Origin of the sequence: Pseudomonas sp. R3.Fl (assembly GCF_023516765.1) — a bacterium.
In the GTDB taxonomy this organism is placed as follows: domain Bacteria; phylum Pseudomonadota; class Gammaproteobacteria; order Pseudomonadales; family Pseudomonadaceae; genus Pseudomonas; species Pseudomonas citronellolis.
Window position 1 is genome coordinate 2323486 of the sequence record NZ_JAMGSO010000001.1, and the last position, 21501, is coordinate 2344986.

General features: G+C 65.6%; 19 protein-coding genes and 1 riboswitch. Of the genes, 6 read left to right on the top strand and 13 right to left on the bottom strand.

The annotated features are described in order from the left end of the window. Positions 1–637: 637 nt before the first annotated feature. Positions 638–940 carry a PsiF family protein gene (locus M8R19_RS09995; protein WP_116422566.1) on the bottom strand — a complete coding sequence of 101 codons (303 nt, stop codon included), beginning with the start codon at positions 938–940 and terminating at the stop codon, positions 638–640. Between the two features lie 174 nt (positions 941–1114). Here M8R19_RS09995 and M8R19_RS10000 point away from each other — a divergent pair, with 174 nt between their 5' ends. The 5 genes from M8R19_RS10000 (at position 1115) to M8R19_RS10020 (ending at position 7964) form a co-directional block, all read left to right on the top strand. Further along, on the top strand, positions 1115–1339 hold the full coding sequence (locus M8R19_RS10000) for a hypothetical protein (protein WP_074982948.1): 225 nt from the start codon (positions 1115–1117) through the stop codon (positions 1337–1339). Positions 1340–1501: 162 nt separating this feature from the next. Beyond that, on the top strand, positions 1502–2971 hold the full coding sequence (locus M8R19_RS10005; RefSeq protein WP_074982946.1) for an inorganic phosphate transporter: 1470 nt from the start codon (positions 1502–1504) through the stop codon (positions 2969–2971). A 73-nt stretch (positions 2972–3044) separates the two neighbouring features. Next, positions 3045–3521 (top strand): A24 family peptidase, encoded by a 477-nt coding sequence (locus M8R19_RS10010; RefSeq protein ID WP_074982944.1) that lies wholly within the window; start codon positions 3045–3047, stop codon positions 3519–3521. Between the two features lie 121 nt (positions 3522–3642). After that, positions 3643–5538, top strand: coding sequence for a methyl-accepting chemotaxis protein (locus M8R19_RS10015; protein ID WP_249917716.1), 1896 nt, complete (start codon positions 3643–3645; stop codon positions 5536–5538). A 536-nt stretch (positions 5539–6074) separates the two neighbouring features. Further along, entirely contained in the window at positions 6075–7964 is a 1890-nt protein-coding gene (locus M8R19_RS10020) for a methyl-accepting chemotaxis protein (protein ID WP_249917717.1), read from the top strand. Positions 7965–8501: 537 nt separating this feature from the next. Here M8R19_RS10020 and M8R19_RS10025 read toward each other — a convergent pair. Continuing rightward, a complete protein-coding gene (locus M8R19_RS10025; RefSeq protein WP_249917718.1) occupies positions 8502–9977 on the bottom strand; it encodes a helicase HerA-like domain-containing protein in 1476 nt (491 codons plus the stop codon). 81 nt (positions 9978–10058) lie between these two features. Then, positions 10059–11267 (bottom strand): nicotinate phosphoribosyltransferase, encoded by a 1209-nt coding sequence (gene pncB / locus M8R19_RS10030; protein ID WP_249917719.1) that lies wholly within the window; start codon positions 11265–11267, stop codon positions 10059–10061. A 793-nt stretch (positions 11268–12060) separates the two neighbouring features. Here pncB and M8R19_RS10035 point away from each other — a divergent pair. After that, a complete protein-coding gene (locus M8R19_RS10035) occupies positions 12061–13233 on the top strand; it encodes an IS4 family transposase (protein WP_249917720.1) in 1173 nt (390 codons plus the stop codon). 169 nt (positions 13234–13402) lie between these two features. Here the strand turns inward: M8R19_RS10035 and M8R19_RS10040 are convergent, their stop codons facing one another. From M8R19_RS10040 to M8R19_RS10085, 10 genes are all read right to left on the bottom strand, one after another. Continuing rightward, positions 13403–13633: a hypothetical protein gene (locus M8R19_RS10040; RefSeq protein ID WP_009617982.1), complete on the bottom strand. Its 231-nt coding sequence runs from the start codon at positions 13631–13633 to the stop codon at positions 13403–13405. Then, positions 13630–14334 (bottom strand): lipopolysaccharide kinase InaA family protein, encoded by a 705-nt coding sequence (locus M8R19_RS10045; protein ID WP_074977817.1) that lies wholly within the window; start codon positions 14332–14334, stop codon positions 13630–13632. Before M8R19_RS10045 ends, M8R19_RS10040 begins: the two co-directional genes overlap by 4 nt. A 2-nt stretch (positions 14335–14336) precedes the next feature. Next, on the bottom strand, positions 14337–15008 hold the full coding sequence (locus M8R19_RS10050) for a class I SAM-dependent methyltransferase (protein WP_009617980.1): 672 nt from the start codon (positions 15006–15008) through the stop codon (positions 14337–14339). Positions 15009–15087: 79 nt separating this feature from the next. Further along, the gene (locus tag M8R19_RS10055) at positions 15088–16365 is read right to left on the bottom strand and encodes a sensor histidine kinase (protein WP_074977814.1); all 1278 of its coding nucleotides are present in this window, start codon (positions 16363–16365) and stop codon (positions 15088–15090) included. Beyond that, the gene (locus M8R19_RS10060) at positions 16355–17038 is read right to left on the bottom strand and encodes a response regulator transcription factor (RefSeq protein ID WP_009617976.1); all 684 of its coding nucleotides are present in this window, start codon (positions 17036–17038) and stop codon (positions 16355–16357) included. The genes M8R19_RS10055 and M8R19_RS10060 overlap by 11 nt, the downstream gene beginning before the upstream one ends. Before the next feature lie 172 nt (positions 17039–17210). Beyond that, complete coding sequence (gene crcB / locus M8R19_RS10065; protein ID WP_074977812.1) at positions 17211–17594, bottom strand: fluoride efflux transporter CrcB; 384 nt, start codon at positions 17592–17594, stop codon at positions 17211–17213. A 63-nt stretch (positions 17595–17657) separates the two neighbouring features. Further along, positions 17658–17721: riboswitch (Fluoride riboswitch) on the bottom strand. A 289-nt stretch (positions 17722–18010) separates the two neighbouring features. Further along, positions 18011–19651: a chaperonin GroEL gene (gene groL, locus M8R19_RS10070; RefSeq protein WP_074977810.1), complete on the bottom strand. Its 1641-nt coding sequence runs from the start codon at positions 19649–19651 to the stop codon at positions 18011–18013. A 46-nt stretch (positions 19652–19697) separates the two neighbouring features. Continuing rightward, entirely contained in the window at positions 19698–19991 is a 294-nt protein-coding gene (locus M8R19_RS10075) for a co-chaperone GroES (RefSeq protein WP_009617968.1), read from the bottom strand. A 192-nt stretch (positions 19992–20183) separates the two neighbouring features. Further along, the gene (locus M8R19_RS10080; RefSeq protein ID WP_249917721.1) at positions 20184–20651 is read right to left on the bottom strand and encodes an FxsA family protein; all 468 of its coding nucleotides are present in this window, start codon (positions 20649–20651) and stop codon (positions 20184–20186) included. Positions 20652–20715: 64 nt separating this feature from the next. Continuing rightward, entirely contained in the window at positions 20716–21453 is a 738-nt protein-coding gene (locus tag M8R19_RS10085; RefSeq protein WP_249917722.1) for a HugZ family pyridoxamine 5'-phosphate oxidase, read from the bottom strand. Positions 21454–21501: the final 48 nt, after the last annotated feature.

Genomic DNA, 21501 nt, shown 5'->3' on the forward strand with positions numbered 1-21501 from the left:
GCGAACAGCGCTTGCGCTGGCCCGAAGGGGAATAACCCAGCTGCCTTGGCTTGGGTGTTTCTGCGCCGCTCCGAGTCCGCCCGACCTTCTCGTTTCGCCCCCTCGGGCGAGTCCCTTTTGTCAAACGGTGGAAGGCCACCCCCGCAAAAAGGAACCAAAAAGGCTTGCCCCGCATACGGGCCCGACAGAGTCGGGCTACCCTCGCGAACTCCCCCGCCACGGAGGCCCGCCCCGAGGGTACGTCCCTGTAGCCCGCGGGGCTCTCGCGACATCCATGTCGCATGACCTCCTGAGCGCCGGTTTCGCTCGGCCTTCTGAAGGGGCGTTCCGGTGCGCGCGGATGTTTCTCTGGAAGTCCGTAGGGCGAATAACGCTCCGCGTTATCCGCCGTTTGGCCTTGGCGCCCGGCGGCTCCGGGGCTGGCCTGGGCGTTGGCTGGGGGCTTGGGTGTGGCGGCGGATAACCGCGAACGGTTATACGCCCTACGGTGGGCTTGGCGTATGGCGTTATCCGCCGAATCGCGGACGGAGTCCGCTCCTACGGTTACAGGGAAGCACGGGCGTAGGAGCGGACTTCGTCCGCGATCGGGTTCACCGGCCACGCCGAACGCCCCGGCCACACCAGCGCCCCGCCTCCGCTATTTCTTCAAACAACCACTCATGAACGTCTTGCGCTCATCACCCTTCAGCGCCTTGGTCGCGGCGTCCTTGTTGCACTGGGCCATCTTCTCCTGCTGCGGCGTCAGCTTCTTGCCGGTATCGCCGCCGCCGGCTTTCAGGCAGCTGCTCATGAAGGTCTTGCGCTCATCACCTTTCAGCGACTTGGCGGTGGCGTCGGCGTTGCAGGTCTTCATCTTTTCCTGCTGGGCGGTGTTGGCGGCGAAACCCTGCACCGAGAACAACAGCGCACACAGCAGCAGGGGAAGGCGGAGCTTGATCATGGAGCGGTCTCCTCGAATGTTGATCGCTTCCTGAGCGTAGCCTGCTGTTACATTTGTGCGAACCCACCCGCTCTTCCCGCCCCCGGCTGACAGCGCCCCGCCAGCGGTTATAATCGCGCCTGCTATGCTTTTCCCGCATATCCCCCCATCAGCCACACGCCATCAGGAACACAGGTGACGAAAGACGAACTGCGCGCCGAACTGGAGCGCCAGGAACAGCGTTACAAGGATGTCTATGGCGGCGAGGTCACCCTCTACGCCGCCCAGCCCGACCCCGACAAGAAGCCCTGGCGCAAGCGCCCGTCCGTGCAGGACAAGGCCTTCGACCGGGAACTGGAGAAGATGCAGACCGACCTGCAGAAGGCCCAGCAACGCCAGGCCGAACAGGACGCGAACTGAGCCGCGGGGCCCCTCGAAAACGTTGCAGAGCATTGCCCGCAGCGCTGCAAGCCCCGTGCGACCGGGTGTCGCTGGATTCCGAGAATCGCTTCAGGTTTCAGACGACATCCTATCGCTTCTGGCATAATCGCCGCCCCGTCACCGACCGGTCACAGAAACTTCATGTTCGATCTCTTCAGCGGACTCGACCTCTGGGTAGGCATCAGCCTGGTGCTGGCGCTGGGCTTCGTCCTGGCCTTCGAGTTCATCAACGGCTTCCATGACACCGCGAACGCGGTGGCCACGGTGATCTACACCAAGGCCATGTCGCCCTACCGCGCGGTCATCCTCTCCGGCATCTTCAACTTCCTCGGCGTGCTGCTCGGTGGCGTCGGCGTGGCCTATGCCATCGTGCACCTGCTGCCGGTGGAACTGCTGATCAACGTCAACAGCGGCCACGGCCTGGCCATGGTGTTCTCGCTGCTGGCCGCGGCCATCGCCTGGAACCTCGGCACCTGGTACTTCGGCATCCCCGCCTCCAGCTCGCACACCCTGATCGGCTCGATCCTCGGCGTCGGCCTGGCCAACGCCGTCATCACCGGCGTGCCGCTGGCCGACGGGGTGAACTGGCAGAAGGCGATCGACATCGCCATGTCGCTGATCTTCTCGCCGCTGGCCGGCTTCTTCGTCGCCGCCCTGGTGCTGATCGGCCTGAAGTGGATGTACCCGCTGTCGAAGATGCACAAGACCCCGGAAACCCGCCGCGAAGTCGACGAGAAGAAGCACCCGCCGTTCTGGAACCGCCTGGTGCTGGTGCTCTCGGCCATGACCGTGAGCTTCGTCCACGGCTCCAACGACGGCCAGAAGGGCATCGGCCTGATCATGCTGGTGCTGATCGGCATCGTCCCCGCCAAGTTCGTCCTCGACCTCAACAGCACCACCTACCAGATCGAACGCACCCGCGACGCCGCCATCCACCTCAGCCAGTTCTACCAGCGCCACACCGACGTGCTCGGCGACATGCTCGCCCTGGGCAAGGGCGCCGACGGCGAGATGCCCGAGCTGTACCGCTGCGAACCGAAGCAGACCGAGTCCACCCTCAAGGGCCTGCTGAGCGACATCAAGGGCATCTCCAGCTACAACGAGCTGTCCGCCGACAGCCGCGTGCAGGTGCGCCGCTACCTGCTGTGCCTGGACGACACCGCGAAGAAGGTCGGCAAGCTCGACAGCCTGCCGGCGCGCGAGAAGGCCGACCTGGAGAAGCTGCGCAAGGACCTGACCAGCACCACCGAATACGCGCCCTTCTGGGTGATCATCGCGGTGGCCCTGGCCCTGGGCGTAGGCACCATGGTCGGCTGGAAGCGCGTGGTGCTCACCGTCGGCGAGAAGATCGGCAAGCAGGGCATGACCTACGCCCAGGGCATCAGCGCCCAGCTCACCGCCACCGCGGCGATCGGCATGGCCAACCTCTACAGCCTGCCGGTGTCCACCACCCACGTGCTGTCCTCGGGCGTGGCCGGCACCATGGTCGCCAACCGCAGCGGCCTGCAGGGCGGCACCGTGCGCAACATCCTGATGGCCTGGATCCTCACCCTGCCCACCTCCATGGCCCTGGCCGCCGGTCTGTTCTGGCTGGCCTCGCGCTTCTACTGACGGCCCCGCCGACGCCTGCCCCGCGCAGGCGTCGCCTGGCCATCCGGGCCTGACCTGAGCAGGACACGAGCGAATGCTGGCGACATGGATGCTGCTCGGTTGGCTGGCGGCCTGTGCCTACCAGGACCTGCGCCGCCGCAAGGTGGACAACCTGCTGACCCTCGGCGGCCTGGCCGCGGCCACCGCCTACCTCTACCTGCACGGCCACAGCCTGACCCAGCATTCCGTGGCGGCCGCCCTCGCCGCGGCGGCCCTGGGCCTGGGGCTGAGCCTGCCCGGCTACCTGCTCGGCAAGCTGGGCGCGGCGGACGTCAAGCTACTGGCCGCGCTGGGCCTGGCCAGCGACCCCGACACCCTGCTCTATAGCCTGGGCCTGGCCTGCCTGGCGACGCTGCTGCTGATGCTGGGCAGCAGGCTTTCGATCGATTCGCACAGGCTTCCGCAGCCCGTCGTGGCGCGGCTGAAATCCTTCGATGTCAGCCGTTCCAAGTCTTTTCCCTTCGTTTTCTCGATCTTTACCGGCTATCTGCTGCAACTGGCATTCACCTGAACGATGCCCGCGGGATCCGTCATTCTTTTCTGACGTCATTTTCCCATCGCAAAGCTAAAGTCCTACAGAAGACGGCCGATACAACCTGCCCACACCGTCGTTCCCGCAGGATGCTCTACCCATGCTTCGCTCGCTGTCCTTCGCCAAGAAGATCCTTCTGGCGGCCTCCCTCGTGGTGATCTTCGCCTTCGCCTGCTTCATCTTCTTCAACGACTTCCGCCAGAGCCGCGCCATCCAGGAGGACACCGAGTCCTACCTGCGCGAGGTCGGCAGCCTCACCGCCAGCAACATCCAGAGCTGGCTGGAAGGCCGCATCCACCTGGTGGAGATGGAAGCCGCGCAACTGGCCGACGGCGAGCCCACTGCCGAGCGCATCCAGCACGTGCTGGAGCAGCAGGTGCTGCAGCGGAACTTCGAATCGGTGTACCTGGGCGAGGCCGCCAGCGGCGTCTTCACCATGCGCCCCTACTCGCCCATGCCCGACGGCTACGACCCGCGCCAGCGCGGCTGGTACAAGGACGCCGCGGCCGCCGGCCGGCTGATCGTCACCGAACCCTTCCTCGACGCCGGCACCAAGGAGCAGATCCTCGCCATGTCCATGCCGGTCATGCGCAACGGCCAGTTGGTCGGCGTGGCCGCCGGCGACATGAAGCTGCAGACCATCACCGCCATCCTCAACTCGCTGAAGTTCGACGGCGACGGCTATGCCTTCCTGGTCAGCGACGCCGGCAAGATCCTCCTGCACCCGGACGACGCGAAGGTGTTCAAGAACCTCACCGAGGTCTACCCGCACGGCGCGCCGCAGGTTCGCCCCGGGGTGCAGGAAGTGCAGGTCGACGGCCGTACCCAGCTGGTCTCCATGACCCGCGTCGAGGGCCTGCCGGGGGTGTCCTGGTACGTCGCCCTGGTGCTGGACAAGAGCGCCGCCTACGCCATGCTCAGCGACTTCCGCACCTCGGCGGTGATCGCCACCCTGGTCGCCATCGTCGCCATCATCTTCCTGCTCGGCATGCTGATCCGCGTGCTGATGCAGCCGCTCACCGCCATGGGCCGCGCCATGCAGGACATCGCCCAGGGCGAGGGCGACCTGACCAAGCGCCTGGCGGTGCACAGCCGCGACGAGTTCGGCCTGCTGGCCGAGGCCTTCAACCGCTTCGTCGCGCGCATCCACGAATCCATCCGCGAAGTGGCCGGCACCGCGCGCCAGCTGCATGACGTGTCGCAGCTGGTGGTCAACGCCTCCAACTCGTCCATGGCCAACTCCGACGAGCAGGCCACCCGCACCAACAGCGTGGCCGCGGCGATCAACGAGCTGGGCGCCGCCGCCCAGGAAATCGCCCGCAACGCCGCCGATGCCTCGCACCACGCCAGCGACGCCAGCCACCAGGCCGGCGACGGTCGCCAGGTGGTGGAGCAGACCATCGCCGCGATGAACCAGCTGTCGGAGAAGATCAGCTACGCCAGCACCCACATCGAGGCGCTGAACAGCCGTACGGTGAACATCGGGCAGATTCTCGAGGTGATCAAGGGCATCTCCGAGCAGACCAACCTGCTGGCGCTCAACGCCGCCATCGAAGCCGCCCGCGCCGGCGAGGCGGGCCGCGGCTTCGCCGTGGTGGCCGACGAGGTGCGCAACCTGGCGCACCGCGCCCAGGAATCGGCGCAGCAGATCCAGGGCATGATCGAGGAATTGCAGGTGGGTGCCCGCGAGGCGGTCAACACCATGGGCGAGAGCCAGCGCTACAGCCTGGAGAGCGTAGAGATCGCCAACCGCGCCGGCCAGCGCCTGGCCAGCGTGACCGGGCGCATCAGCGAGATCGACGCGATGAACCAGTCGGTGGCCACCGCCACCGAGGAGCAGACCGCGGTGGTCGACTCGCTGAACATGGACATCACCGAGATCAACACCCTCAACCAGGAAGGCGTGGAAAACCTCCAGGCCACCCTGCGCGCCTGCGCCGACCTGGAAACCCAGGCCGGACGACTGCGCCATCTGGTGGACAGCTTCCGTATCTGATCCGCCCTCCATGAACAAGGCGCCTGCGGGCGCCTTTTTCATTTGCGTCCGGACGGCCATGCCCTGTGCTCTTCGTAGGGTAGGAGCGGGGCATGGGCACCCGTAGGGCGTATAACCGTTCGCGGTTATACGCCGATACACCTCATCCACAGGCCACCTCCCTGGCCGAGCCCGGAATGCGCGGAAACAGAGGTCCGGGCTCGACCGTGCAAGGGCCTGGAACCAAGGTCAAGCGGCGTATAACGCGGAGCGTTATACGCCCTACGCACTTCTCTGCTTTTCACCCTCCGACCGCTACCGTTCGTCCGCCTCGCTAAAGCTTCCTACGGAAAATGCCGACTTCTTGTCTGAAAGCCGCATCAGCCGGCGCTTCAGCCCCGGGCAAGGGCTTCCCGGCACAGGAGTGCCACCGGCCGCACGTCACCCGCGGGCGGCCCCCACCGCCGCCCCACCCGGCGCGCGGTCTGTAGTCCGGGGGCTCGGAACCATCGCCGAGGCCCCCAATCACTGGCCCCATCCCTGGATGCAAAAACAAGATGATGAAGAACCTGAAGTTCAGCCACAAAATACTGCTGGCCGCTTCTCTGGTGGTTTTCGCCGCATTCGCGCTCTTCACCCTGTACAACGACTACCTGCAGCGCAGCGCCATCCGCGCGGACCTGGAGTCCTACCTGCAGGAAATGGGTGAAGTCACCGCCAGCAACATCCAGAACTGGCTCAGCGGGCGCATCCTGCTGGTGGAACACACCGCCCAGAGCATCGGCCGCGACAGCGCGCCGGCCAGCCTCGGCGGCCTGCTGGAGCAGAAGGCGCTGACCTCGACCTTCAGCTTCACCTACCTCGGCCAGGCCGACGGCACCTTCACCATGCGCCCGGACGACAAGATGCCCGACGGCTACGACCCGCGCACCCGCCCCTGGTACAAGGACGCCCTGGCCGCCGGCGGCACCACCCTGACCGAACCCTACGTCGATGCCGCCACCGGCCAGCTGATCATCACCATCGCCACGCCGGCCCAGGCCGCCGGCAAGACGGTGGGCGTGGTCGGCGGCGACCTCAACCTGCAGGCCATCGTGCAAATCATCAACTCGCTGGACTTCAGCGGCATGGGCTACGCCTTCCTGGTCAGCGGCGACGGCAAGGTGCTGGTCGCCCCGGACAAGCAGCAGGTGATGAAGAACCTCAGCGAAATCTACCCGCAGAACACCCCGCGGATCGGCAACGGCTTCAGCGAGAGCGAACTCAACGGCGCCACCCGCATCCTCGCCTTCGCCCCGGTCAAGGGCCTGCCTTCGGTGAACTGGTACATCGGCCTGTCCATCGACAAGGACAAGGCCTATGCCATGCTCAGCACCTTCCGCACCTCAGCGGTGATCGCAGCGCTGGTCGCCATAGTCGCGATCCTCCTGCTGCTGGGCATGCTGATCCGCGTGCTGATGCAGCCCCTCACCGCCATGGGCCGCGCCATGCAGGACATCGCCCAGGGCGAAGGCGACCTGACCAAGCGCCTGGCGGTGCACAGCCGCGACGAGTTCGGCGCCCTGGCCGAAGCCTTCAACCGCTTCGTCGAGCGTATCCACGAGTCCATCCGCGAAGTGGCCGGCACGGCCCGCCAGCTGCATGACGTCTCGCAACTGGTGGTCAATGCATCCAACTCGTCCATGGCCAACTCCGATGAACAGGCCAACCGCACCAACAGCGTTGCCGCGGCGATCAACGAGCTGGGCGCCGCCGCCCAGGAGATCGCCCGCAACGCCGCCGATGCCTCGCACCACGCCAGCGACGCCAGCCACCAGGCCGGCGACGGCCGCCAGGTGGTGGAGCAGACCATCAGCGCGATGAACCAACTGTCGGAGAAGATCAGCTACGCCAGCACCCACATCGAGTCGCTGAACAGCCGCACGGTGAACATCGGGCAGATTCTCGAAGTGATCAAGGGCATCTCCGAGCAGACCAACCTGCTGGCGCTCAACGCCGCCATCGAGGCCGCCCGCGCCGGCGAGGCGGGCCGCGGCTTCGCCGTGGTCGCCGACGAGGTGCGCAACCTGGCGCACCGCGCCCAGGAGGCCGCGCAGCAGATCCAGGGCATGATCGAGGAACTGCAGGTCGGCGCCCGCGAGGCGGTCACCACCATGGGCGAGAGCCAGCGCTACAGCCTGGAAAGCGTGGAGATCGCCAACCGCGCCGGCCAGCGCCTGGCCAGCGTGACCGGACGGATCAGCGAGATCGATGCGATGAACCAGTCGGTGGCCACCGCCACCGAAGAACAGACCGCCGTGGTCGACTCGCTGAACATGGACATCACTGAGATTAACACCCTCAACCAGGAGGGCGTGGAGAACCTCAAGGCCACCCTGCGCGCCTGCGCCGACCTGGAGAACCAGGCCGGACGACTGCGGCACCTGGTGGACAGCTTCCGTATCTGATCCGCCCTCCATGAACAAGGCGCCTTCGGGCGCCTTTTTCATGCACGGTGTCTGCACATGCGTAGGGCGTATAACCGTTCGCGGTTATACGCCGATACACCTCATCCACAGGCCACCTTCATGGCCAAGCCCGGAGTGCGCGGAAACAGAGGACCGGGCTCGACCGTGCAAGGGCCTGGAACCAAGGTCAAGCGGCGTATAACGCGGAGCGTTATACGCCCTACGCTCCGTTCGCGATCCGTTCCCATGCCCAGCTCATCGCGGACGGAGGCCGCTCCTACGGTTCCAGGAAGCACGGCTTTTCGTAGGATGGCGTTGAGCGAAGCGATACCCATCACCGCAACCGCATGGGTTTCGCAAGCTCAACCCATCCTACGAAGAGCACCTCGGCGCAAGACAGTTGTTCCTACATCACCGGTTGGCAGCGATTTTCGTAGGAGCGAGCTTGCTCACGAACAAACGCGGTGCCATGCGGTTCGCGAGCAAGCTCGCTCCTACGAAGAGAATCGCGGCGCCGGCTGTAAGCGATATGCCCACCTACCGCCGCTTGCCGCCCAGCAGGGAGCCCATCAACCCACGCACCAGCTCGCGGCCGATCTGGTTGGCGGCCTGGCGCACCACCGTCTTCATGGTCTGGCTGGCCAGGTTGCCGAGGATTTCCCCGGCCATGCTGCCCAGGCTGCTGCCGGCGTCGGCCTTGGTTTCGCTGGGCGCCATCTTGTCGTCGGTGCGGCCGGTCAGGCGTTCGTAGGCCGATTCGCGATCGATAGGCTTGTCGTAGCGGCCGGCCAGCGGCGAGGTGCGGATGATCTGCGCGCGCTCGGCGTCGGTCAGCGGGCCGATGCGCGACTGCGGCGGGGCGATGGCCACGCGCTGGACCATGGCCGGGGTGCCCTTCTCTTCCAGGGTGCCCACCAGCGCTTCGCCGATGCCCAGTTCGGTGAGCACCTTCAGGGTGTCGAACGCCGGGTTCGGGCGGAAGCCGTCGGCCACCGCGCGCAGGGATTTCTGCTCCTTCGCGGTGAAGGCGCGCAGTCCGTGCTGGATGCGCAGGCCGAGCTGGGCCAGGACGTCGTCCGGCAGGTCGCTGGGCGACTGGGTGACGAAGTACACGCCAACGCCCTTGGAGCGGATCAGCCGCACCACCTGCTCCAGGCGGTCGTGCAGGGCCTTGGGCGTGCCGTTGAACAGCAGGTGCGCCTCGTCGAAGAACAGCGCCAGCACCGGCTTGTCGGCGTCGCCGCGCTCGGGCAGCTGTTCGAACAGTTCCGACAGCAGCCAGAGCAGGAAGGTGGCGTAGACCTTGGGCGCCTCGTGCACCAGCTTGCTGGCGTCGAGCAGGTGGATGCGCCCGCGACCGTCGGAGTCCGGGCGCAGGATGTCTTCCAGCTGCAGCGCCGGTTCGCCGAAGAAGGCCTCGGCGCCCTGCTGCTCGAGGGTCGCCAGGCGCCGCAGCAGCGCCTGGGACGAGGCACCGGTGAACAGCGCGCGGTCATCGCCGAGCACTTCCGGGTGGTCCTTGAGGTAATTGAGCAGCGCCTTCAGGTCCTTCATGTCGAGCAGCAGCAGGCCCTGCTGGTCGGCCACCTTGAAGGCGGCGAAGAGCGCGGCCTGCTGGCTGTCGGTCAGCTCCAGCAGGTTGCCCAGCAGCAGCGGGCCCATCTCGCTGAGGGTGGTGCGCAGCGGGTGGCCGGTGTGGCCGGCGACGTCCCACAGGCTCACCGGGTAGGCCTTGGCCTCGTAGTTCAGCCAGGGCATCGAGGCGATGCGCTCGGCCACCTTGCCCTGGGGGTTGCCCGCCGCGCCCAGGCCGCAGAGGTCGCCCTTGATGTCGGCGGCGAATACCGCGACGCCGGCGTCGCTGAAGCTCTCGGCCAGGTGCTGCAGGGTCACCGTCTTGCCGGTGCCGGTGGCGCCGGCGATCAGGCCGTGGCGGTTGGCCAGCTTCCACGGCTGGCTGACGGGCTGGCCATCGGGACCGGCGCCGATGATGAGTTGGTTGCTCGCTGACATCCTTGCTCCCCTGGTGAACGGAAGGTCACCCGGCAAGACTGGCGCTTCGCGCGCCCGAGCGCAACGGCGGCGAAGCGCTTTTCAGCCGTGGGCCTCGTCGACGCGGAAGACGTGCTTGAGGTAGCGGCCGAAATTCTCGTCGTTGCATTGCATCTTGCCCGGGGTATCGGAGATTTTCGCCACCGGCTGGCCGTTGCAGGCGGTCATCTTCAGCACGATGTTCATCGGCTCGACGCCGGGGATGTCGCAGGTGAAGTGGGTGCCGATGCCGAAGCTGACGTCGATGCGCCCGCGCAGCGAGCGGTAGATGTGCAGCGCCCGCGGCAGGTCGAGGCCGTCGGAGAACACCAGGGTCTTGCTGCGCGGGTCGATACCGAGGCTCTCGTAGTGGGTGATGGCCTTCTCCGCCCAGACCAGCGGATCGCCGGAGTCGTGGCGCAGGCCGTCGAAGAGCTTGGCGAAGTACAGGTCGAAGTCGCGCAGGAAGGCGTCCATGGTGATCACGTCGGTCAGCGCGATGCCCAGCTGGCCGCGGTACTCGCGGACCCAGGCGTCCAGCGCGGCGGCCTGGCTGTCGATCAGCCGCGGGCCGAGCTGCTGGTGGGCCATCAGCCATTCGTGGGCCATGGTGCCCAGCGGCTTGAGGTCGAGCTTGCGCGCCAGGTGCACGTTGCTGGTGCCGACGAAACGCCCGGGGAAGCTCGCCTTCAGCTCGCGCACCACGCATTCCTGCACGGCATAGGAGAAACGCCGGCGGGTGCCGAAGTCGGCCATCTTGAAGCCGGCCAGTTCCTCGGCGCTGGCCTCGCGGCGCAGCCAGTCGAGCTTGTCGCTCAGGCGCTCGCGCACCAGCTCCAGGGTCACCTGTGGATAACGCTGCAGGTTGCGCGCCTCGCTGATGCTCGCCAGCACCGGCACCTCGAAGAGGATCACGTGCAGCCAGGGGCCTTTCAGGCGCAGGAAGAACTCATCGTTCTCGATGCCGGTCTGCACGTAGCGCATGTTGAAGCGGAACAGGCCGAGGAAGCGGATGAAGTCCGGCTTGAAGAAGGGAATGCGTTCGAGGAAGGCCAGTTGCTCGCTGCTGAAGCTCAACCCGGCCAGCGCCTCGATGCGCTCGCGGATGCGCGCCAGGTATGGGCGCAGGTCTTCGCGGTTGCGGCAACGGAACTCCCACTCCACCTCGACGTTGGGGTAGTTGTGCAGCACCGCCTGCATCATGCTCAGTTTGTAGAAGTCGGTATCCAGCAGGTTCTGCACGCCGAAGGGGGTGAATGCGGACTCAGCCATGCTCGCCTCTCGCTTGTCGTCAGCTTGCAGTCTAACGGGATGTGTTCGGCAGGCGCAGAAAAACCCTGATGAGGGGGATGGGGTTCGTTTGGGGTGGAGTCTGCTGGGGGGTTCGGTGCGGGGTTCAAGAGCGCCCTCTCCCCAGCCCTCTCCCTGAAGGGAGAGGGAGCTGTCCGGAGTGGCCTGGAAGTCAGGCACCATCCTTCCACCTCGTCATTCCCGCGAACGCGGGACGCGGCTCCATCGCGAACAGCGCTTGCGCTGGCCCGAAGGGGAATAACCCAGAGACTTTGGGTTCGCGAGCAAGCTCGCTCCTACGAAGAGCAAAAGCAAAAGCGCGTTTGCTCTTGGGATTTCCAGAGAAATATCCGAGCGCACCGGAACGCCCCTTCAGAAGGCCGAGCGAAACCCGCGCTCAGGAGGTCATGCGACATGGATGTCGCGAGAGCCCCGCGGGCTACAGGGACGTACCCTCGGGGCGGGCCTCCGTGGCGGGGGAGTTCGCGAGGGTAGCCCGGCTCCATCGGGCCCGTATGTCGGGGCAAGCCTTTTTGGTTCCTTTTTGCGGGGGTGGCCTTCCACCGTTTGACAAAAGGGACTCGCCCGAGGGGGCGAAACAAGAGACATCCGAGCACTCGGAGCGGCGCGGTACACCAAGCCCCCAAGTCTCTGGGTTCCCGCGTTCGCGCACTACTGTCCGGAATATTTATCGGGGAAAGTCTGGAGGGCTTGCGGGGGCTGAAGGCACGGGTTAAACCGTTGAGCGCCAACTCAACCTCACAGCCCCCGCAAGATGTTCAGGATAAGCCGTTTTCACGATGTTCTAAAAGCGCTGCCTCGCGGCGTCTTCGATCGACTGGTCGCCGAGCATGGCGCCGACAAGCACAGCAAGCGCTTTGGCAGCTGGGATCACCTGGTTGCCATGGTGTATGCCCAACTGGCCGGCGTGAGCAGCCTGCGTGCGCTTGAAACCAGCTTCAACAGCCACCCCCATCAGCACTATCACCTGGGTACGGGCCCGATCCGACGTTCCACCCTGGCCGACGCCAACGAACGCCGTAATACCGAGGTCTTCGCCCAGGCAGCGCACTACCTGATGGCGGGCGTCTGCCGGCAGTTACGCCGTGATGGGAAAGAACTGCTGTACCTGCTGGATTCCACCACGATCCCCCTCAAGGGCCCTGGCTTCGACGAATGGACGCTGTCCAATCGAACCCGCTCCCAGGGGCTGAAAGTCCATGTGCTGTATGCCGAGCAGGCGGCTGCGCCCGTGCACTGCAGCTTCAGCGCAGCCAACGTCAACGACGTTGATGAAGGCAGGAGGCTGAACATCGAACCGCAGGCCACCTACGTGTTTGACAAGGGTTATTACGACTTCAACTGGTGGGCGAGCCTGGATGCCCAGAAGGCCCGCTTCGTCACACGATTCAAGTCCAATGTGCAGCTCAAGGTCCTGGCTCAGCGCGAGATCCCCCAGCAAGACCGGGAAACGATCCTGCGAGACGAAGAGGTGAGCTTCTCCAACCGCAACCCAGGTGGCCGGCGGCGTAATCACTACACCCAGCCCCTGCGGCGGATCCTGGTGAACCGCCCAGGCGATGAGCCGCCTCTGAGCCTGGCGACCAACGACCTGAGCAGCCCGGCGGCAGAAATCGCCGAGCGCTACCGGGATCGCTGGCGGATCGAGCTGTTTTTCAAATGGATCAAGCAACACCTGAAGGTCAGGCGTTTCCTGGGCCGTAGCGAGAATGCCGTGCGCATCCAGATTCTCTGTGCGCTGATCAGCTATTTGCTGCTGAGTCTTTACCAACGCAGAACGGGAACGCAGCAGAGCCTGTGGATGCTGATGGTGGAGGTACAGGCGACGCTGTTTCAGCGCCCTGGTCTAGAGGCCGAACGTTACCGACGACGACAGGAGCGAATGCGCGAAATCAACCTGCGTCAGGGGCAGCTGTTAATAGCATGAGGCGTGCCGGACAGCAGTGCGCGTTCGCGGGAATGACGGGGGTCAGGCTGGGTGCAAGGGGACCAAGGTTCACAAGCGATAGCCTCATCCCATATGAAAAATGCCGTTTCCCCCATGGAGAGAAACGGCATTCTTTTCTTAACGCCCGGAATTCCCCGCCGTCGCGGGCTCAACGTGGCGCGCTGACACCACCCTGCGACATGCCAAAGAGGAACAACAGCAGATCGTGGTCCGGCCGCGCCGCCTGTTTGGCCTGCACATTCGCCGGCACACGGCAGCTGGCCTGCTCGCCATGGGAGCCGATCACCTCGGGACCCGGCTCATGCCAGGCAGCCGCCGCCAGCGTTGCCACGCCCAAGGCGCCAACGAGGAGCAAACTTCGTGTGATTTCTAGTTTCATGTCTGCAACCCTTTGATGGCGCTGCCAAACGCCGCTTCGTAACCATAGACAAAGGCTTGCCACTGCGCTTCCGTCCACGACGAACGGCGTTTCACCTGGCGCAGGTCGTGGCGGGCCGCGCGGCGGGCGCTGAAGCGCTGGCGGGCTTTTTCCATGTCGATCAGGGCGACGTCGATCTGCTCGCCCTCGACCTTGACGAAGACATGCTTGAGGTACAGGCAGCCATGCTGCCAGCGGCCCAGGTTGAGCCTGGCGAGGGTCTTGCCGTACTGCTGCAGGATGCGCTGGTGCACGGCCTCGCCCCAGCGCTCGTGGTCGCCGCGGGCGTAGCAGTCTTCCAGGCTCGAATAGCCGTCCAGCGACTCGGTGACCAGCAGCGCCTGCCATTCGCCGTCCACCTTGCGGCAGCCGGCGTAGACCAGGGTCGGCACCTTGACGCCCAGACTCGCGGCGGCCTGCAGCGCATCGCGCTCGCGGATGGCGGTCGGGTAGCCGAAGGGGTGCAGCAGGTCGCGGTAGATATGCCCGACCTGCTGCTTGCGATAGAGCAGGCGGCCATCGTCGGTCAGCACGCGCTGGACCCCGCTTTCGCCGCCCCGCCGCCGATTCGGCTCCTCTACCCATTTGCCGGGAATCTGCAACCAGCGATCGATGGCATCTTCACCGGAAATTCGCTGCAGAGCTGCCAAATCAGCGCCCATCATTACTCCTTACGCAGAATGTAGACCCGCCACATGTGCACCAGCGGGACGAAATCGATATGGTCCTGCACCGAGAAACCGGCCTGGCGGAACTCCTCCTCGATGCTGCGGGCAGGAATCACGAAGCGGTTCTGGTACGCGTGCTTCTTGCGCCCTTCCTCGGCGCGACGACGTTTCCAGGCCTTGAAGTTGCCGTCGACCCACAGCGAGAGGATCACGCTGTCGCGGGTCACGCGGTGGAACTCGCGCAGCATGGTCATGCGGTCGCTCGGCTCACCGATGTGGTGCATCAGGCGCATGCTGAAAATGCTGTCGACGGCGTTGTCCGGCAAATCGATGGCGAACGCCGAAGTCTGCAAAGGTCGCACGCGTTTGACAACCTCCTCCGGCTGGCCGGCGCAGGCCACGGCGATCATGTCGGCGGAATTGTCCGCGCCGATGATCACCCGGTTGTCCTTCTCGGCCAGCATCGGCCAGAAGCGACCGGCGCCGCACGGCAGGTCCAGCACCAGGTTCGGCTGGCCGGCCAGCTTGAGCGCCTGGCGGGCGATCTGGACATCGCGCCAATGGGAAAGTTTCCGGGACAGCCCACTGCGATGCTTGCGCAGGTAGCGCTCGGCATGCTGACGGTCGTATTTCTGGGAAAACTCGAGCTCGACGGGCTTGTCGCTCATGATGGGGTTCCTGCTCATTTTTTATACGAAACTAAGGGTGATTCTGTATCCATGCGGTCATGCGCATGTGAAAAATTCGTCAAGGCTCGCCCACCAGGCGAACCTCGAAACGGCATCCGTGCGGCTGCGCCGGCGTGAGGCCGACTTCCCAGCCTTCCGCCGCGCAGATCCGCTTCACCAGCGAAAGGCCCAGGCCAAGGCCCTCGCCGCGCTGTTGCGGGCCGCGGACGAAGGGCTGGAACATGCGTTCGCGCTGTTCCTCGGGGATGCCCTGACCGCTGTCCTCGACGACGAAACCGCTGTCGGTCAATTGCAAGCGGATATGTCCGGCGTCCGTGTAGTGCATGGCGTTGCGCAACAGGTTGCTCATCACCGAGCGCAGGAAAGCCGCGTTGTATTCCTCCGGCGGCACTCCCCGCACCTCGTAGATCAGCTGCAGCCCCTTGGCCTCGATGGGCCCGCGCCATTGCCCGGCCAGGTCGTCGGCGATGCGCTGCAGGCCGGCCCGCGGGGCGATGTCCAGTTCCTTGGTGCGCGAGCGCGCCAGCATCAGGAAGGTCTGTACCAGGTCGCGCATTTCCTCGCTGGCGGTAGTGATCCGCGCCAGCTGGGTGCGCGCCTTCGGGCTCAGGCCCGGCTCCTCGGCAAGCAGCTCGCTGCTGGTGGCGATCACCATCAGCGGCGTGCGCAGCTCGTGGCTGACGTCGCTGGTGAACAGCTTCTCGCGGGTCAGCACCTGGTGCAGTTGGCCGATCGCATAGTCGAAGGCCTCGGCCAGTTCGCCGACCTCGTCGTGGGCGTAGTCCGGCGCCAGCGGCGGCGCCAGGTCCAGCAACTGGTCGCGGTGGCGCACCTGGCGCGCCAGGCGCACCACCGGCTCCATCACCTTGCGCGAGAGCAGCCAGCCGAGCAGGCCGGCCAGCGCCAGGCTGAGCACGTAGCCGGTCACCACGGCGGCGTACAGCACCTGCTCGCGCGCCTCGAAATCGCTCTGGTCCTGCAGCAGCACGTAGCGGCGGCCGTCGGTGTCGCGCACCAGCGCGTGGAACGACAGCTCGCCGTCGAACACTTCGTGGAAGCCCGACTCCAGGCGCCGCAGCGCCGGCGGCATGGCATAGATGCCGACGCCATCGCTGACGAAGAAGCGCATGCCCGGGTCCAGCCGCGGGCCCCTGCCGCTGTGCAGGTCCTCGTTGATGATGCGGTCCAGTTCGCCGCCCAGGTCACGGGAGATCAGGCGTTCCTCGACCACGTGCACCACGCCGACGATGCTCAGCGAAAACAGGCCGCCGACCAGCGCGGTCATGAACACGAAGGCAAAGACGATCCGGCGGGAAAGGCTCTGCCTATACTCCATTCGTTTCCTCCGCCAGGCGGTAGCCGACACCGTGGACGGTGTGCAGCAACGGCAGGGCGAAAGGCTTGTCGATCACCTGGCGCAGTTGATGGACGTGGCTGCGCAGGCTGTCGCTGTCCGGGCAGTCGTCGCCCCAGACGGCCTCCTCGAGCACGTCGCGGCGCACCACGTGGGGGCTCTTCTGCATCAGCACGGCCAGCAGCTTGAGGCCGATGGGGTTGAGCTTGAGCGCCTTGCCGGCGCGGTTCACTTCCAGGGTGTCGAGGTTGTAGCTCAGGTCCGCCACCTGCAGCTCGCGGCGGCCGCCGCCCTGGGTCCGGCGCAGCACCGCCTCGATGCGCGCGGCCAGCTCCGACAGGGCGAAGGGCTTGAGCAGGTAGTCGTCGGCGCCGGAGCGGAAGCCTTGCAGGCGGTCATCCAGTTGGTCGCGGGCGGTCAGCATGATCACCGGGGTGTCGCGCCGCGCGTCTTCGCGCAGGCGCCGGCACAGGGTGAAACCGTCCAGGCCGGGCAGCATCACGTCCAGGACGATCAGGTCGTAGTGCGCGGTGGCCGCCAGGTGCAGGCCGGACAGGCCGTCCTGCGCGCAATCCACCGTGTAACCCTTGAGCCCCAGGTAATCCGCCATATTGGCCAGGATGTCCCGGTTGTCTTCCACCAACAGAATCCGCATGTTCCTCTCCGCTTTGCAGGGCACCCTAGACTAGCTCGCTTAATTGGAACTTAAGCGTCTTTGACGTTTTTTTCACAAAGCGCCAGGCCGCGCCAGCCGGGGCGTGAAGGGGATCGCGGGAGAGGTGTCGCGAAGAGTCGCGGGGGCGAACTCGCAGCGCCCCCGCGGCGGTTCATCTGCCTATCAGCCAGTTGCCGGTGAACAGGCCGAGCAGGGTCATCGCCAGGGAGCCGCAGACATGCACGGCGACCGCGCCCATGGCCCAGGCCAGGCGGCCTTCCTGCAGCAGGGTGACGACCTCGGCGGAGAAGGTCGAGAAGGTGGTCAGGCCGCCGCAGAAGCCGGTGATGATCAGCAGCCGCCACTCCGGGGCGATGCCCTGGGCGCTGGCGAAGTAGGCGACGGCGACGCCGATGATGTAGCCGCCGATCAGGTTGGCGGCCAGGGTGCCGGGAGGGACGTTGGGCATCAGGCTGTTCAGCTTGAGGCCGAGGTACCAGCGCAGCAACGCGCCGATGGCGGCGCCGAGGGCGATGGCGAGAACGGGTTTCCACATGATCCTGTCCTTGAGGGGCTTTCGGACAGGCCGCAGGCGAACGCCTACGCGCCTGGTCCAGGTGAATGCGTAGGCATCATCAGCCACGGGGGGCGGTTGAAGGAGGAATGCCATCTCCTGCGCGGCACATCTTGGCACAAAGGGCCGGAAACGAAAAAGCCCCGCCGAAGCGGGGCTTTTTCTCAGCCTGGGGCCGGGTGACTAAGAACCTATCTACGATCTGCTGCGCGTCGGCATAACTGCGTTAAAAACAGACGAGTGATGCTCATTTAGCGGACTAAACTCGAACGCGAGCCCGGTGCTTCCCTCGCCTGTTTTGACTCGCTGCGCTCGCCCTTCGGGCCAGCCTTCGGCTGTTACTCCCGTTGGTCGTTGCGCCTTGTTCTGCTCTAGCTCGCGAGATCGTAAACAGGCTCTTACATCATGCCGCCCATGCCACCCATGCCGCCCATGTCCGGCATGGCCGGAGCGGCCTTGTCGTCCACCACTTCGGCAACCATGGCCTCGGTGGTGATCATCAGGCCGCCGATGGAGGCAGCAGCCTGCAGGGCCGAACGGGTGACCTTGGCCGGGTCCAGGATGCCCATCTCGATCATGTCGCCGTAGACACCGGTAGCGGCGTTGAAGCCGAAGTTGCCGGAGCCTTGCTTGACCTTGTCGACCACCACGCTCGGCTCGTCACCGGCGTTGGCGACGATCTGGCGCAGCGGGGATTCGACGGCGCGGCGCAGCAGGGCGATGCCGACGTTCTGGTCTTCGTTGTCGCCCTTCAGGCCTTCGATGGCCTGCAGTGCGCGCACCAGGGCCACGCCACCGCCGGGGACCACGCCCTCTTCCACTGCAGCGCGGGTAGCGTGCAGGGCGTCTTCGACGCGGGCTTTCTTCTCTTTCATCTCGACTTCGGTGGCAGCGCCGACCTTGATCACGGCAACACCGCCGGCCAGCTTGGCCAGGCGCTCTTGCAGCTTCTCGCGGTCGTAGTCCGAGGAGGTCTCTTCGACCTGCTTGCGGATCTGGGCGACGCGGGCCTCGATGTCGGCCTGGGCGCCGGCACCGTCGATGATGGTGGTGTTTTCCTTGTTGATGGAAACACGCTTGGCGTTACCCAGGTGCTCCAGGGTGGCGCCTTCCAGGCTCAGACCGACTTCTTCGGAGATGACGGTACCGCCGGTCAGGACGGCGATGTCCTGCAGCATGGCCTTGCGGCGATCGCCGAAGCCCGGGGCCTTGACGGCGGCGACCTTGACGATGCCGCGCATGTTGTTGACCACCAGGGTGGCCAGGGCTTCGCCCTCGACGTCCTCGGCGACGATCAGCAGCGGACGGCCGGCCTTGGCGACGGCTTCCAGCACCGGCAGCATTTCGCGGATGTTGGAGATCTTCTTGTCGACCAGCAGCAGCAGCGGGTTTTCCAGCTCGGCCACCATGGTGTCCGGCTTGTTGATGAAGTAGGGCGACAGGTAGCCGCGGTCGAACTGCATGCCTTCTACGACGGACAGTTCGTTTTCCAGGCCCGAGCCTTCTTCTACGGTGATGACGCCTTCTTTACCGACCTTGTCCATGGCTTCGGCGATGATCTGGCCGATGGATTCGTCGGAGTTGGCGGAGATGGTGCCGACCTGGGCGATGGCCTTGGAGTCGGTGCAGGGCTTGGCCAGGTCTTTCAGCTGGGCGACGATGGCGATGGTGGCCTTGTCGATGCCGCGCTTCAGGTCCATCGGGTTCATGCCGGCGGCAACGGCCTTCAGGCCTTCGTTGACGATGGCCTGGGCCAGGACGGTGGCGGTGGTGGTGCCGTCACCGGCGGCGTCGTTGGCCTTGGAGGCAACGTCTTTCACCAGTTGGGCGCCCATGTTCTCGAACTTGTCCTTCAGTTCGATTTCCTTGGCAACGGACACGCCATCCTTGGTGATGGTCGGTGCGCCGAAGGACTTGTCCAGGACGACGTTACGGCCTTTCGGGCCGAGGGTGGCCTTGACGGCGTCGGCCAGGACGTTCACGCCGACCAGCATTTTCTTGCGAGCGGAATCGCCGAATTTGACTTCTTTAGCAGCCATGTTCTGTTTCCTCTAAATCGAATTCAGTGGGGTTGGGGCGGACTGATCAGTCTTCCAGGACGGCGAGGATCTCGGACTCGCCCATCACCAGCAGTTCTTCGCCGTCGACCTTGATGGCGTTGCTGCCCGAGTAGGGGCCGAATACCACCTTGTCACCCACTTTCACTGCCAGAGCGCGAACTTCGCCGTTGTCCAGCACGCGGCCGGCACCGACGGCGACCACTTCGCCACGGTTCGGCTTCTCGGCGGCGGAACCCGGCAGCACGATGCCGCCTGCGGTCTTGGTTTCTTCCTCGCTGCGACGGATGACGACGCGATCATGCAGAGGACGAAGCTTCATAGTCGTAACTCTCCCAAACAGTGGTTTACAACGGCCGGATCAGTGTCCGGCAGGTTTTGTTGAAGCCGGCTTCGCCGGTTTGCGGCCCGACGGGCGAGCCGCGTAAGACAGCCTGTCCGAATGACAGGGACCTTGCGGTGCCTGCTACATGAGGTCGTCGTGGGGCATTTCAAGGCCGTGAAGAAAAAATTTTCAGCGCAGGCGATCGTTGTCGCGGCGTTCGAACTCGCCCTCGATCACGTTCGGCCCTTGCGGGCCGCGGGATTGCGCCGACGGGTCGCCGGCGAAGGCGCGGCGCCGCTCCTCCTGCTCGCGCATGCGCCGGCGCAGGCCGCCCAGCAGCAGGCTGCGGGTGAACGGCAGCAGGCAGAGCAGGCCGAGGACGTCGCTGATGAAGCCCGGCAGCATCAGCAGGGCGCCGCCGACGGCGATCAACAGGCCCTCGAGCATTTCCTGCTCGGGCATCTCGCCGCGGGCCAGGCGCTCGCGGGCGCGCCACAGGGTGGCCAGGCCGGCCACGCGCAGCAGCGCCGCGCCGAGGAAGGCGCTGGCGACCAGCAGCAGCAGGGTCCAGCCCACGCCGATGACGCTGCCGACCTTGATCAGCACGGCCAGTTCGATCAGCGGGAAGAGCAGCAGGAAGAACAGGGTAACTCGCATTTCAGGGGTCCTTGGCGGGGCGTCGGCCCGGATATTCAGTAGTTGGCGCCGACACCCGCCTATTTCAAGCCTGGATCACCTCGGTACCCGGCCAGGCCTGCGCCCGCGCCAGTTGCACCAGCGCCTGGCGAACCTCGCCGGCGTTGGCGCAGGGCGCCGGGAACGGCAGCCAGTGGAGGATGGAGCCGACGCGCAGGTGGAAACCTTCCGTATCGATTCCCACCAGCTCCGGGCCCTCGCCCACCGGCAGGCCGGCCAGTTCCAGGTAGTGCACGATGGCGTTGGCGTGGTCCTGGTTCATGTGCCCGACCATGCCCCGCTCCACCTCGCCGGCGAAGGGGTTGGCCAGCGGCACGCTGTCGGCGCCCAGCCAATGGATGTCGCCGAAGCCGCCGATGAAGCGCCACTGCACCGGCTGCAGCACCCAGAAGTCGAAGTCGTGGGCCGTATGGTAGTCGCGCGAGCCGGGGAAGAAACGGTAGTAGCGCTCCGCCGCGGCCTCGATCTCCTCGACGTCCTCCAGTTGCCGGGCTTCGGCCAGCAGGGTCAGGCGGCCGGCGGCCTGGATGTCGTCGGCGCCGCGCTCGCCCACCAGCAGCGAGCACTTGGCGTCGGCCTGCAGGTTGTGGGTGTGCTGGGCGATCCGGCTGATCAGGATCAGCGGCCGGCCGGCGCCGTCCAGGCAGTATGGGACCACCGAGCCGAAGGGGTAGCCCGGCCACTTCTTCGACTGGGTGGAAAGCACTGCCCGGTATTCCTTGAGCAGCAATTCTCGGGCATTCTTGGCAGCTTTCACGCTCACCTTATGACTCCTCGCTAAGAATCCGTCGCAAACGGACGGGCACAGAAA